The sequence below is a fragment of the Pseudomonas sp. P5_109 genome, assembly GCF_034009455.1.
GTDB lineage: Bacteria > Pseudomonadota > Gammaproteobacteria > Pseudomonadales > Pseudomonadaceae > Aquipseudomonas.
Genome location: NZ_CP125380.1, coordinates 883,629 through 896,825, shown reverse-complemented (window position 1 = coordinate 896,825; position 13,197 = coordinate 883,629). Strand labels below are relative to the sequence as shown.

The following is a 13,197-nucleotide window of genomic DNA, read 5'->3' as shown; positions in this document are numbered from 1 at the left end:
CTTCTCTCCTCAGGCCGCGCCTAATTACTCGAACCAGTGGGCTCGGGCGGCCATGATCAACTTGCCGGCACGATCATCGTCAATGCCGTCGATGTCGAGCAGGTCGTCAATAGACTGCTCGGCCAGGTCTTCGCGGGTAATTACGCCGCGCACCGCCAGTTCCATCGCCAAATCCTTGTCCATACCCTCAAGCGAGAGCAGGTCTTCGGCCGGATGGGCGTCTGCCAGCTTTTCCTCAGTAGCGATGGCTTTGGTCAACAAACGATCCTTGGCACGAGCACGAAGCTCGTTGACGGTTTCTTCGTCAAAGCCGTCGATGTTGAGCATTTCTTCCAACGGTACGTAGGCAATCTCTTCCAGGCTGGTGAAGCCTTCATCTACCAGCACCTGCGCCAGGTCTTCGTCGACTTCCAGCTCGTCGATGAAGTTGCGCAGGATGTCGCCGGTTTCTGCTTGCTGCTTAGCCTGGATGTCCGATTCGGTCATCACGTTCAGGGTCCAGCCAGTCAGCTGGCTGGCCAGACGCACGTTCTGACCACCGCGACCAATGGCCTGAGCCAGATTGTCTGCGCCAACGGCGATGTCCATTGCGTGGGCATCTTCGTCAACAATAATTGCCGCAACCTCGGCCGGGGACATGGCGTTGATCACGAACTGAGCCGGGTTGTCGTCCCACAGAACGATATCAACACGCTCACCGCCCAACTCACCCGACACTGCCTGGACGCGCGAACCGCGCATACCGATGCAAGCGCCCTGCGGGTCGATGCGTTTGTCCTTGGAGCGGACGGCGATCTTGGCGCGGGATCCCGGATCACGGGACGCAGCCATCACTTCGATCAGGCCTTCGGCAATTTCCGGCACTTCGATGCGGAACAGCTCGATCAGCATTTCCGGCGCGGTACGCGACAGGATCAGCTGCGGGCCGCGGTTCTCTGTGCGGATTTCCTTGAGCAGCGCACGCAAACGCACGCCAACCCGGAAAGTTTCGCGAGAAATGATGTCTTCACGGGCCAGCAACGCTTCAGCGTTGTTGCCCAGATCAACGATCACGTTGTCGCGGGTGACTTTTTTCACGGTGCCGGAGATGATTTCACCCAGGCGCTCGCGATAAGCGTCAACAACCTGAGCGCGCTCGGCTTCGCGAACTTTCTGCACAATGACCTGCTTGGCAGTCTGTGCAGCGATGCGCCCGAACTCGATGGACTCGATTTTCTCTTCGACGACGTCACCGACCTTGGCGCCAGGGTGCGTTTCAGCAACCTTGCTCGGCCAGGTTTCGATGGCCGGATCGTCCAGGTCTGCTTCCTCGACGACCGTCCAGCGACGGAAAGTCTCGTAGGCACCCGTGTGGCGATTGATTTCCACACGCAGATCAACTTCGTCTTCGAAACGCTTTTTGGTCGCAGTGGCCAGGGCCAGCTCCAGCGCTTCAAAAATAACGTTTGCCGGTACACCCTTTTCGTTGGATACCGACTCAACAACCAGCAGTACTTCTTTGCTCATCGTACGCCTCGCCTTTCGCAAGCCATTGGATCCGCGGGATCCGCAGTATCTGGCACGCCTCAGTCAAAACTGGGAATAATGTTGGCCTTGTCGATCATATCGATCGGCAACAGGAACTCGTGGTCTTCCACCTGCACCACGACATCCTGCTCTTCTACGCCGCGCAGAAGGCCCTGAAAGTTGCGTCGTCCTTCAAAAGGCGAGCGCAGCTTGATCTTCACTTGTTCACCGGCAAATTTTGCAAACTGCTCAAGAGTGAACAGAGGGCGTTCCATGCCAGGCGAGGAAACTTCAAGGGTGTACTCAACGGTGATTGGATCTTCAACATCCAGCACACCGCTGATCTGACGGCTGACGATGGCACAATCGTCCACCAGCACGCCGCCCTCTTTATCGATATAAACGCGCAACATCGAGTGACGACCCTGAGCCGAAAACTCGATACCCCAGCATTCATAGCCTAGGGCCACGACCACCGGGGCCAGCAAGGCCTGCAACTCTTCTAGCTTGCTCGACACCTGAACCCCCTAGTGCATGTATGTGCATGCTATGCAAAATAAAAAAATGGGCGAAACGCCCATCCTTGAAACGCCGTCGAACAGCGGCGTAGAAAGTGTCCAGCTAACAAAAAGCCCCTTAAAAGGGGCTCCTTAAACTGGTTGCGGGGGCCGGATTTGAACCGACGACCTTCGGGTTATGAGCCCGACGAGCTACCAGACTGCTCCACCCCGCGACAAAGCTGGGGCGGAAGTATACGACCGATCCCCTACAGGGTCAATGTAACCTTCCACCTGCAAGAAAGCCCGCAACAGCGGGCTCTCCTGACTAATTGGTACCGAGAAGGGGACTCGAACCCCTACACCCTATGGGCACAACCACCTCAAGGTTGCGTGTCTACCAATTCCACCACCTCGGCAATACTACGTTTGAAACCCTTCTTACTTCTGCTCTTGAGCTGGAGGTACGTCAGTCGCTGGAGTAGCCGACTTTTGCTCTTGAAGCACCGGGACATCATCAGAAGCCGGTTGTTGCTTTGGAACTTCCAGTACCGCTGGGTTTGGCAGACCTACTTGAGTCAGCTGGTGAGCCTTCTCTTTAGCAAAGTAACCTAACCCCAAGCTGGTTATGAAAAAACCTGCGGCAAGTATAGCAGTAAACTTACTAAGAAAGGTAGAGGAACCTTGGCTTCCGAACACAGTATTTGAAGCACCTGCTCCGAAAGACGCGCCAGCGTCCGCACCTTTACCCTGCTGCAGCAAAACCAGAGCTACTACGCCCAATGCACCCAGCAGATGAAAAACGACTACGACTGTTTCCAGCATTTTTTCAGTTTCCCGCGGCGCGACAAATCGCACCGAACTCATCTGCATTCAGGGAAGCCCCACCAATGAGACCCCCATCGATATCCGGCATGCCGAACAGTTCGACCGCATTGGCCGCCTTCACGCTGCCGCCGTATAGAAGCCGCACACCTTGTGCGACCTCAGAATTCTCTGCCGCCAACTGAGCGCGAATGGCTGCATGCACATCCTGCGCCTGTTGCGGCGTTGCAGTCAGCCCGGTACCAATGGCCCAGACCGGCTCGTAAGCGATCACTGCCTTGGCAAAGGCACCGACACCCAGCTCCTCAATGATACTGCCAAGCTGACGCGAGACAACCTCAAGAGTCTTTCCAGCTTCACGCTGCTCAAGGGTTTCCCCAATGCACAACACCGGAATCAAGCCACATGCCTGTGCCGCTGCGAACTTGCGAATCAGCACCGCGTCCTGCTCGCCCATAATCTGGCGGCGTTCGGAGTGCCCGACAAGTACCAGGGAACAACCTGCATCCACCAACTGACTCGGTGCAACTTCACCGGTCAACGCACCTTGTCCGGATTCCACCGCAGCATTCTGCGCGCCGACCGAAATCGACTTTCCTTCCAGGCCATCAATCACTTGATTGATATGCAGGAAAGGCGGGAATACCGCGACATCAACACCGCTCGGCAAGGCCAAGTCACGAAGGCCGTTGATCAGCTCAGCGACGCTGGCGCGGGTACCGTGCATCTTCCAGTTACCAGCTACCATAGGGCGACGCATGCTGTACCTCGTCGGTCAAAGTGGGCGCAGATGTTACCCAACACAATCAAGGCTGGCAAGCCGAATTCAGGCAGAAACTTCAGTAACCAGTTTTGCCAGCTCTTCGGCATAGCCGCGAACCAGGGTTTCGTCTTCGCCTTCGACCATGACACGCACCAGCGGCTCGGTACCGGACTTGCGCAACAGCACACGCCCCCGACCTGCCATGGCCTTGGTCACACGCTCGCTGGCTTCCTTGACCGACGGGTGTTCGAGAGGGTTTGCACCGCCACCGAAACGCACATTGATCAGCACCTGAGGGCACTTGCGCAACGCCTGACGCGCTTCAGCCAAACCTTGCCCGCGGGTTTTCAACGCCATCAGCACCTGCAACGCGGCAATAATCGCATCACCAGTGGTGGTGTGATTGAAGCAAACGATATGACCCGAATTTTCGCCACCGACCAGCCAGTTGCGCTCCAGCAGATCAGCAATCACATAACGGTCACCCACATTGGCGCGAACAAAGGGGATCGCCAGGTCGGCCAAGGCCAACTCCAGCCCCAAGTTGCTCATCAGCGTACCGACTACACCACCTTGCAGCTTGTCTCGCTCATGCAGGGCGCGAGCAATGATGAACAGCAACTCATCACCATCGACGATGGCTCCCGTGTGATCCACCATCAACACCCGGTCGCCATCACCATCGAAGGCGATACCCAGATCGGCGTGCTCAGCCAGCACAGCCGCCTGCAGCTGCCCCATATGGGTCGAGCCGCAGTTGTCATTGATATTCAAACCATTGGGCTGCGCGGACAAGACCACGACCTCGGCACCCAACTCACGAAACACACTCGGCGCCACTTTATAGGTCGCACCATGGGCGCAGTCGATCACAATCTTGAGGCCGGTAAAGCTGGTACCGGTCGGCACACTGCTCTTGCAGAATTCGATATACCGACCCGAGGCGTCATTGATTCGCGACACCTTGCCGATCTTGCTCGACTCAACCACAGTCATCGGGGTATCGAGCAGCTCTTCGATCATGTGCTCGACTTCATCCGGTAGCTTGGTGCCCTTGCCGGAGAAAAACTTGATGCCATTGTCATCATGCGGATTGTGCGAGGCACTGATGACGATGCCCGCTTCGGCATGAAAGGTACGCGTCAGGTAGGCAATCGCCGGGGTTGGCATCGGACCAAGGAGCATGACATCGGCACCCGCCGAGGTCAGCCCTGCTTCAAGCGCAGACTCGAACATGTAGCCGGAGATACGGGTGTCCTTGCCTACCAATACCTTGCAGGCGCCCATCTTGCGGAACGCCATACCTGCAGCCCAGCCGAGCTTGAGCATGAAATCAGGAGTAATCGGGTATTCACCGACACGCCCACGAATACCATCGGTACCAAAATATTTTTTGCTCATAAGTGCTCCATCATTCTTATTCGGCTGATTCCACTGCGGCGATCATCCGCACCACATCCACTGTTTCGGCTACATCATGGACGCGCAATATACGCGCACCTTTCGCCGAAGCCAGCGCTGCGAGCGCCAAACCACCATACAGCCGGTCTCCCACCGGACGATTCAATGCCTGACCAATCATGCTCTTTCGCGAAACCCCGACCAACAGGGGCCGCCCCAAGGCATGCAGGGCTTCCATATGCTTGAACAAGCTTAGGTTGTGCTGCAAGGTTTTAGCGAAACCAAAGCCGGGATCAAGAATGATCCGCTCAGCGGCAATTCCCGCCAATGAACATTGATGCATGCGCTCGGCAAGAAACTCACCGACCTCCCTTGTAACGTCCTGGTACTGCGGATCGTCCTGCATATCGCCGGGCTCCCCCAGCATATGCATCAGGCAAACCGGCAAGCCAGTGGCCGCCGCCGCATCCAGGGCACCATCGCGACGCAACGAACGTACGTCATTGATCAATCCGGCGCCCAGGCGCGCGGTTTCACGCATGACAGCCGGCGTTGAGGTGTCGACCGAGATGATGACGTCCAGCTCGCGAGCAATGCGCTCGACGATGGGCGCCACGCGCTCCAGCTCCTCCAGGGGCGACACCGCCCTGGCGCCAGGCCGGGTGGACTCGCCACCGACATCGATCAGCGTCGCGCCGGCCGCCACCATGGCTTCGGCGTGGCGCATGGCCGCGTCGAGCTGGCTGTATTGGCCACCATCGGAGAAAGAGTCAGGAGTGACATTGAGAATACCCATGACATGCGTCTGGGCCAAATCAAGAACCCGGTTGCCGCAAGGCAACCGGGTCGAGGACTGAACAGAAGTCATTTCAAACCTTATACGTCAGCAGCAGGACCGCCGATCGGTGTTTCCGGACGCTCGTCCTGCACCACCGGAGGGGTGCCGGAGGTACCTGTGCCACCCGACCAGTCGCGCGGCTCGCGCGGCGTACGCCCTGCCATGATGTCGTCGATCTGCTCGGCATCGATGGTTTCGTACTTCATCAAGGCATCGGCCATCGCGTCGAGCTTGTCACGGTTGTCCGTGAGAATCTGCTTCGCCGTGCCATAGCACTGATCGATGATGCTGCGCACTTCGGAGTCGATCAGCTTGGCTGTCTCACCGGAGAAGCTCGCACTCTGACCGCCACCGCCGCGACCAAGGAACACTTCGCCTTCTTCTTCGGCATACATCAACGGACCGAGTTTTTCCGAAAGACCCCACTTGGTCACCATGTTCCGCGCAATCTGGCTGGCGCGCATGATGTCGTTGGAAGCACCGGTGGTCACGCCATCGAAGCCCAGGGTCATTTCTTCAGCGATACGACCGCCGTACAGCGAGCAGATCTGGCTGATCAATGCACGCTTGGACAGGCTGTAACGGTCTTCTTCCGGCAGGAACATGGTCACACCCAGCGCACGACCGCGCGGGATGATCGACACCTTGTACACCGGATCATGCTCAGGTACGACACGACCCACAATGGCGTGGCCCGCTTCGTGATAAGCCGTGTTCTGCTTTTCTTTCTCGGACATGACCATGGATTTGCGCTCGGCGCCCATCATGATCTTGTCTTTGGCCAATTCGAATTCTTTCATCTCGACGATGCGCTTGCCGGCACGGGCAGCGAACAACGAGGCCTCGTTCACCAGGTTAGCCAGGTCGGCACCGGAGAAGCCTGGAGTACCACGAGCGATCACGGCCGGGGCAACGTCGTCGCCCATCGGCACTTTGCGCATGTGAACCTTGAGAATCTGTTCGCGACCACGGATGTCCGGCAGACCCACAACAACCTGGCGGTCGAATCGGCCCGGACGCAGCAGCGCAGGGTCCAGTACGTCAGGACGGTTGGTCGCGGCAATCACGATGATGCCGTCGTTCATTTCGAAGCCGTCCATCTCGACCAGCAACTGGTTGAGAGTCTGCTCGCGCTCGTCGTGACCACCACCCATGCCAGCACCACGATGGCGACCGACCGCATCGATTTCGTCGATGAAGATGATGCATGGAGCGTGTTTCTTGGCCTGCTCGAACATGTCACGAACACGGCTGGCACCGACACCGACGAACATTTCGACGAAGTCGGAACCGGAAATGGTGAAGAACGGTACTTTGGCTTCGCCGGCGATAGCCTTGGCCAGCAAGGTTTTACCGGTACCTGGAGGACCAACCATCAGCACGCCGCGAGGAATGCGACCACCCAGGCGCTGGAATTTGCCCGGATCGCGCAGGAACTCGACCAACTCACCGACTTCTTCCTTGGCTTCGTCGCAACCGGCAACGTCAGCCAGGGTGGTTTTCACCTGATCCTCGGAGAGCAGGCGCGCCTTGCTTTTACCAAAGCTCATCGGCCCGCCCTTGCCACCGGCACCGCCCTGCATCTGCCGCATGAAGAACATGAACACGGCGATGATCACGAGGATAGGGAAGCTGGCGACCAGAAGCTGAGTCCAGATGCTTTGCTGCTCAGGCTGCTTGCCTTCGACCACGACGTGGTTATCCACCAGGTCGCCGATCAGGCCGTTGTCCTGGATCGCCGGGCGAATGGTCTTGAAGCTGTCGCCATCGTTGCGCTTGCCGGTAATCACGTAGCCATCAACCGCGACGCGCTCGACCTTGCCATCCTTGACCTGCTGGATGAAGTCGGAATAGTTGAGGGTCTGCGGCTCGTTAGGGCTGGAGAAGTTGTTCATCACCGTCACCAGGACAGCCGCGATGATCAACCACAGGATCAGATTCTTTGCCATATCGTTCAATTAACTACCCTCTGAAGCAAGCTCCGCTACTGGCGCGCGCTTCGCATGATATTCACCGGCCTAACTTACTACATTACCTACGACTTGGCAGGCGCCGTCTGTAACCCTTTGTGAAACACTTTCTACACAATATTCGCTTATGCACGCGAGGCGAAATACGAAAAACCTATCGCCCCGGCCAAAAAAGCTCGTTTTATTCACTGCGACCGCGATAGCCCCAAGCCAGCATGTATTGCTCGCGAGAGCTGCCACGAGAAGAATCCGGCTTGATCATCTGGATCTTGTCGAATTTCTTACGGGCGTCCTTCAGGTAAACATCGAAACCTTCACCCTGAAAAATCTTGATCACGAAATTACCACCAGGCTTGAGTATCCGCTCCGCCAGGTCAAGCGCCAGCTCACACAGGAACATGGCTTTGGGCATGTCCACTTCAGGCGTACCACTCATATTGGGGGCCATATCGGAAATCACAAGGTCCACCTGCGAATTACCCACGGCCTCAAGGATCCGAGCGAGCACTTCGTCCTGGGTGAAGTCACCCTGAATGAAAGTTACGTCCGGAATGCTGTCCATTTCCAGGATGTCCGAGGCGATCAGACGCCCCTGACCACCGATCAGCCGACTGGTAACCTGCGACCAGCCACCGGGCGCTGCACCCAGGTCGACAACGCTCATGCCCGGACGAATCAGTTTGTACTTCTCCTGGATTTCGAGAAGCTTGTAACTCGCCCGCGAGCGGTAGCCGTCCTTCTGCGCCTGCTTCACATAGGGATCATTGACATGTCTTTTCAGCCACTCAAGGCTTGTCTTGGAACGCGCCATTGGGCACCTCGATGATAAGGGTCGTGATTAGTTGGGCGGAGTCACGAACCCTCGGGTAAAATGGCCGCCATTTTACAGAATCCAGACGAAAGGGTCAGATTATGCCGCTCACTCAAGAGCAGAAGAAACAGTACAAATCCATTGGCCACCATCTGAAACCAGTTTTGATTGTGGCAGATAATGGTTTGACTGAAGGTGTGTTAGCCGAACTCGAACGCGCTTTGGCGGATCACGAGCTGATCAAGATCAAGCTCAACATCCTCGATCGTGAATCGCGCCTGGCGTCCATTGCAGAGCTCTGCAAGGTCGGCAAAGCGGACCTGGTCCAGGTCATCGGCAAGATGGCACTGATCTACCGCAAGAACTTCAGCGTCAACAAGCAGCTGTCGAACGTCCATCGTTTCAAGTGATGGCAAGGGTCAGGGGTGTGCTTCGCGCACCCTGCCACTCCATCCCGGCACCGGCTGCAACACCAGCACCAGCCCGGAAAAGCCCAGAACAAGATAGCTGAACGTCTGCCAACGCAGCGCACCCGGCCAACCGAAACGCACCGCGAAGTACATCGCGCACGCACACAGCGCCATCAACAGCAGTTGTCCGCGAATTTCTCGCCATAGACTGACAAGGCCCTCGGTCTTGATCAGCACCAAAGCCTGAAAAATCACACACGCCGTAGCGAATCCCACTACGAGTGCATTGAGCGTGCCTGCGATTTCATCGATCAGCAGCGGCGCCAGGCCAATTAGCCCCAGCACCGGCAACAGACCAATCTGCAACAGCCACAAGCCGCCGACCCACAACATCTGGGCCAGCTGCCAAAGCATGGCGCCCGCACGAAGCGGGCGCCGGCCTTCAGATGTGACGAACTTCGACAATCTCGTACTCGATAACGCCACTTGGCGTTTTCACCGCAACCACATCGCCCTCTTCCTTGCCGATCAAGGCACGAGCCAAGGGCGAGCCGACTGAAATCTTGCCAAGTTTGAAGTCAGCTTCATCCTCACCCACGATGTGGTAAGTGACGCTTTCATCAGTCTCGACGTTGGCGATTTCGACGGTGGTGCCGAAGATAACCTTGCCAGTGTGAGGAATGGTCGTGACGTCGATGATGACCTGATTCTGAATCCGGCCTTCGATGTCACGAATCCGCGCCTCGACCATACCCTGCTGCTCGCGAGCAGCGTGGTATTCGGCGTTTTCCTTCAAGTCACCCAACTCGCGGGCCGTACCGATGTCCTGGCTGAGCTTCGGACGAACGACCTTGGTCAGGTGAGTGTGTTCTTCTTCCAGGGCGCGAGCGCCCTGAACGGTCATTGGGTACTTCGTTATGCTCATGCCTTCAATCCTGCGTGTAGATCCTGCAAGCGGCGTACGGTCTTCTCGGGACCGAACTTCAGCGCTTCGCAGATGGCTTCGCCAGCAGCAATGGTGGTGGTGCAGTAGATCTTGTGCTGCAGGGCGTTGCGACGAATGGAATAGGAGTCAGCGATCGACTGACGGCCTTCGGTGGTGTTGATGATCAGGGTGACTTCGTCATTCTTGATCATGTCGACCACGTGCGGACGACCCTCGGTCACCTTGTTAACGCGGCGTACTTTCAGGCCTGCAGCTTCAATCAGCTTGGCAGTACCGGCAGTGGCGACCACTTCGAAGCCCAAGTTGATCAGATCACGGGCCACGCCCGCAACCAGTGGCTTGTCGTCGTCACGCACGCTGATGAACGCAGTACCGCCGGTCGGCAGCACTTCGCTGGCGCCCATCTGGGCCTTGGCGAATGCTTCACCGAAGGTGTCGCCCACGCCCATCACTTCACCGGTGGACTTCATCTCTGGGCCGAGGATCGGGTCAACGCCAGGGAATTTGGCGAACGGGAACACCGCCTCTTTCACGCTGTAGAAGTTCGGAATGATTTCCTTGGTGAAGCCGATTTCCTTCAGGGTTTTACCGGCCATGACGCGAGCCGCGATCATTGCCAGGGAAACACCGATGCACTTGGACACGAACGGTACGGTACGGGAAGCGCGCGGGTTGACCTCGATGACGTAGATGTCGTCGCCTTGCAGCGCCAACTGTACGTTCATCAGGCCGATCACGCCCAGTTCCAGGGCCATTTTCTTGACCTGTTCGCGCATCTCGTCCTGGATGTGCGCCGGCAGCGAGTACGGCGGCAGCGAGCATGCGGAGTCACCGGAGTGAACGCCAGCCTGTTCGATGTGCTGCATGATCGCGCCGATCACCACGTCTTTGCCGTCGCAGACCGCATCGACGTCCATTTCGATCGCGCAGTTGAGGAAGTGGTCCAGCAGCACCGGGCTGTCGTTGGACACTTGAACCGCTTCGCGCAGGTAGCGCTTGAGTTCTTCTTCTTCGTAGACGATTTCCATCGCACGACCGCCCAGTACATAGGACGGACGCACCACCAGCGGGTAACCGATCTTGCTGGCGGCACGAATCGCTTCGTCTTCGCTGCGCACGGTAGCGTTTGGCGGCTGACGCAGGTTCAGGCGCTGGACCATCTGCTGGAAGCGCTCGCGGTCTTCAGCACGGTCGATGGCGTCAGGGCTGGTGCCGATGATCGGCACGCCGGCGGCTTCCAGGGCACGCGCCAGTTTCAGCGGGGTCTGGCCGCCGTACTGGACGATCACGCCTTTTGGCTTCTCGACGCGAACGATTTCCAGCACGTCTTCCAGGGTCACTGGTTCGAAGTACAGGCGATCGGAGGTGTCGTAGTCGGTGGAAACAGTTTCCGGGTTGCAGTTGACCATGATGGTCTCGTACCCGTCATCGCGCAGGGCCAGTGCCGCGTGTACGCAGCAGTAGTCGAACTCGATGCCCTGGCCGATACGGTTAGGACCGCCGCCCAGGATCATGATCTTGTCGCGACCCGATGGCGCGGCCTCGCACTCTTCCTCGTAGGTCGAGTACAGGTAAGCGGTATCGGTGGCGAACTCGGCAGCGCAGGTGTCGACGCGCTTGTAGACCGGGAAGATTTCCAGCTTGTGACGGTGAGCACGCAAGCTCTTCTCGGTGACACCCAGCAGCTTGGCCAGGCGCATGTCGGAGAAGCCTTTGCGCTTGAGACGGAACATCAGGTCGCGGTCGATGCTGGTCAGGCCCAGGGTCTTGACCTTCTCTTCTTCCTTGATCAGGTCTTCCATCTGCACCAGGAACCAAGGGTCGATCATGGTCATGCCGAAGATGTCTTCGACAGTCATGCCGGCGCGCATTGCGTCCGCCACGTACCAGATACGCTCGGCGCCCGGCACGGTCAGCTCGCGCTTGAGCACGCTCATGCTTTCCGGATTGCTCAGATCAACCTTCTCGTCCAGGCCGCAAACGCCGACCTCCAGACCGCGCAGGGCTTTCTGCAGGGATTCCTGGAAGGTACGACCGATGGCCATGACTTCACCGACCGACTTCATTTGCGTGGTCAGGCGGGCGTCGGCTTTCGGGAATTTCTCGAAGGCAAAACGCGGCAGCTTGGTCACGACGTAGTCGATGGACGGTTCGAAGGACGCCGGAGTCTTGCCGCCGGTGATGTCGTTCGACAGCTCGTCGAGGGTGTAGCCCACGGCCAGCTTGGCCGCGACCTTGGCGATCGGGAAACCGGTGGCTTTCGAAGCCAGTGCCGAGGAACGCGATACACGCGGGTTCATCTCGATCACGACCATGCGGCCAGTGTTCGGGCAGATACCGAACTGCACGTTGGAACCGCCGGTTTCAACGCCGATCTCACGCAGTACCGCCAGGGAGGCGTTGCGCAGGATCTGGTATTCCTTGTCAGTCAGGGTCTGTGCCGGTGCCACGGTGATCGAGTCACCGGTGTGCACGCCCATCGGGTCGAAGTTTTCGATGGAGCAGACGATGATGCAGTTGTCCTTCTTATCGCGGACAACCTCCATCTCGTACTCTTTCCAGCCGATCAGCGATTCGTCGATCAGCAGCTCTTTGGTCGGCGACAGGTCCAGACCACGGGCGCAGATTTCTTCGAACTCTTCACGGTTGTAAGCGATACCGCCACCGGTGCCGCCCATGGTGAAGGACGGACGGATGATGCACGGGAAGCCGAGCTTCTCGAGGACCGCATTGGCCTCTTCCATGCTGTGGGCGATACCGGAACGCGGGCACGCCAGACCGATGGATTTCATCGCCTTGTCGAAACGCGAGCGGTCTTCAGCCTTGTCGATGGTGTCAGCGTTGGCACCGATCATTTCTACGCCGAACTTCTCCAGAACGCCTTCGCGCTCCAGGTCCAGGGCGCAGTTCAGAGCGGTCTGGCCACCCATGGTTGGCAGCAGCGCGTCCGGACGCTCTTTCTCGATGATCTTGGCAACGGTCTGCCACTTGATCGGCTCGATGTAAGTAGCGTCGGCCATGGCCGGGTCGGTCATGATGGTGGCCGGGTTGGAGTTCACCAGGATGACGCGGTAACCCTCTTCGCGCAGGGCTTTACAGGCCTGGGCGCCGGAGTAGTCGAATTCGCAGGCCTGGCCGATTACGATCGGGCCAGCGCCGAGAATAAGGATGCTTTTAATGTCTGTACGTTTTGGCATGGGTTTGTCACTCAAATCCGCAGGTCAGTCGGC

Annotated in this window: 12 protein-coding genes and 2 tRNA genes; 1 reads left to right on the top strand and 13 read right to left on the bottom strand. The window is 57.9% G+C overall.

The window, feature by feature from the left end; genetic code table 11:
• Window positions 1–24: 24 nt before the first annotated feature.
• The 10 genes from nusA to rlmE all read right to left on the bottom strand — a co-directional run bounded on the left by nusA (window position 25) and on the right by rlmE (window position 8,611).
• A complete protein-coding gene (nusA, locus tag QMK54_RS03840) occupies window positions 25–1,506 on the bottom strand; it encodes a transcription termination factor NusA (protein WP_007900474.1) in 1,482 nt (493 codons plus the stop codon).
• A 59-nt stretch (window positions 1,507–1,565) separates the two neighbouring features.
• The gene (rimP, locus tag QMK54_RS03835; protein WP_064387885.1) at window positions 1,566–2,024 is read right to left on the bottom strand and encodes a ribosome maturation factor RimP; all 459 of its coding nucleotides are present in this window, start codon (window positions 2,022–2,024) and stop codon (window positions 1,566–1,568) included.
• Window positions 2,025–2,162: 138 nt separating this feature from the next.
• A tRNA-Met gene (locus QMK54_RS03830) sits at window positions 2,163–2,239 on the bottom strand.
• A 97-nt stretch (window positions 2,240–2,336) separates the two neighbouring features.
• Window positions 2,337–2,422, bottom strand: a tRNA-Leu gene (locus QMK54_RS03825).
• Window positions 2,423–2,444: 22 nt separating this feature from the next.
• Window positions 2,445–2,828, bottom strand: a complete 384-nt coding sequence (secG, locus tag QMK54_RS03820) for a preprotein translocase subunit SecG (RefSeq protein ID WP_017336473.1) — start codon at window positions 2,826–2,828, stop codon at window positions 2,445–2,447.
• A gap of 4 nt (window positions 2,829–2,832) precedes the next feature.
• A complete protein-coding gene (gene tpiA / locus QMK54_RS03815; RefSeq protein WP_223590044.1) occupies window positions 2,833–3,588 on the bottom strand; it encodes a triose-phosphate isomerase in 756 nt (251 codons plus the stop codon).
• A 66-nt stretch (window positions 3,589–3,654) separates the two neighbouring features.
• On the bottom strand, window positions 3,655–4,992 hold the full coding sequence (glmM, locus tag QMK54_RS03810) for a phosphoglucosamine mutase (protein ID WP_110657833.1): 1,338 nt from the start codon (window positions 4,990–4,992) through the stop codon (window positions 3,655–3,657).
• 16 nt (window positions 4,993–5,008) lie between these two features.
• Window positions 5,009–5,860 (bottom strand): dihydropteroate synthase, encoded by an 852-nt coding sequence (folP, locus tag QMK54_RS03805; RefSeq protein ID WP_110657830.1) that lies wholly within the window; start codon window positions 5,858–5,860, stop codon window positions 5,009–5,011.
• 8 nt (window positions 5,861–5,868) lie between these two features.
• Complete coding sequence (gene ftsH / locus QMK54_RS03800) at window positions 5,869–7,779, bottom strand: ATP-dependent zinc metalloprotease FtsH (protein WP_015093436.1); 1,911 nt, start codon at window positions 7,777–7,779, stop codon at window positions 5,869–5,871.
• Window positions 7,780–7,981: 202 nt separating this feature from the next.
• The gene (gene rlmE / locus QMK54_RS03795) at window positions 7,982–8,611 is read right to left on the bottom strand and encodes a 23S rRNA (uridine(2552)-2'-O)-methyltransferase RlmE (RefSeq protein WP_110657828.1); all 630 of its coding nucleotides are present in this window, start codon (window positions 8,609–8,611) and stop codon (window positions 7,982–7,984) included.
• 101 nt (window positions 8,612–8,712) lie between these two features.
• Here rlmE and QMK54_RS03790 point away from each other — a divergent pair, with 101 nt between their 5' ends.
• On the top strand, window positions 8,713–9,021 hold the full coding sequence (locus QMK54_RS03790; RefSeq protein ID WP_007942889.1) for a YhbY family RNA-binding protein: 309 nt from the start codon (window positions 8,713–8,715) through the stop codon (window positions 9,019–9,021).
• 9 nt (window positions 9,022–9,030) lie between these two features.
• Here QMK54_RS03790 and QMK54_RS03785 read toward each other — a convergent pair whose 3' ends face one another.
• The 3 genes from QMK54_RS03785 to carB are packed head-to-tail and all read right to left on the bottom strand — an operon-like array spanning window position 9,031 to window position 13,164.
• On the bottom strand, window positions 9,031–9,435 hold the full coding sequence (locus QMK54_RS03785; RefSeq protein WP_320402886.1) for an MFS transporter: 405 nt from the start codon (window positions 9,433–9,435) through the stop codon (window positions 9,031–9,033).
• Between the two features lie 28 nt (window positions 9,436–9,463).
• Window positions 9,464–9,940, bottom strand: a complete 477-nt coding sequence (gene greA / locus QMK54_RS03780) for a transcription elongation factor GreA (RefSeq protein ID WP_056728592.1) — start codon at window positions 9,938–9,940, stop codon at window positions 9,464–9,466.
• Window positions 9,941–9,942: 2 nt separating this feature from the next.
• Window positions 9,943–13,164 (bottom strand): carbamoyl-phosphate synthase large subunit, encoded by a 3,222-nt coding sequence (carB, locus tag QMK54_RS03775; RefSeq protein WP_110657824.1) that lies wholly within the window; start codon window positions 13,162–13,164, stop codon window positions 9,943–9,945.
• Window positions 13,165–13,197: the final 33 nt, after the last annotated feature.

Bases quoted from the DNA above. Each gene is read 5' to 3' on its own strand.
- nusA (WP_007900474.1), bottom strand. From the start codon at position 1,506: ATGAGCAAAGAAGTACTGCTGGTTGTTGAGTCGGTATCCAACGAAAAG.
- secG (WP_017336473.1), bottom strand. From the start codon at position 2,828: ATGCTGGAAACAGTCGTAGTCGTTTTTCATCTGCTGGGTGCATTGGGC.
- tpiA (WP_223590044.1), bottom strand. From the start codon at position 3,588: ATGCGTCGCCCTATGGTAGCTGGTAACTGGAAGATGCACGGTACCCGC.
- glmM (WP_110657833.1), bottom strand. From the start codon at position 4,992: ATGAGCAAAAAATATTTTGGTACCGATGGTATTCGTGGGCGTGTCGGT.
- folP (WP_110657830.1), bottom strand. From the start codon at position 5,860: ATGACTTCTGTTCAGTCCTCGACCCGGTTGCCTTGCGGCAACCGGGTT.
- ftsH (WP_015093436.1), bottom strand. From the start codon at position 7,779: ATGGCAAAGAATCTGATCCTGTGGTTGATCATCGCGGCTGTCCTGGTG.
- rlmE (WP_110657828.1), bottom strand. From the start codon at position 8,611: ATGGCGCGTTCCAAGACAAGCCTTGAGTGGCTGAAAAGACATGTCAAT.
- QMK54_RS03790 (WP_007942889.1), top strand. From the start codon at position 8,713: ATGCCGCTCACTCAAGAGCAGAAGAAACAGTACAAATCCATTGGCCAC.
- QMK54_RS03785 (WP_320402886.1), bottom strand. From the start codon at position 9,435: ATGCTTTGGCAGCTGGCCCAGATGTTGTGGGTCGGCGGCTTGTGGCTG.
- carB (WP_110657824.1), bottom strand. From the start codon at position 13,164: ATGCCAAAACGTACAGACATTAAAAGCATCCTTATTCTCGGCGCTGGC.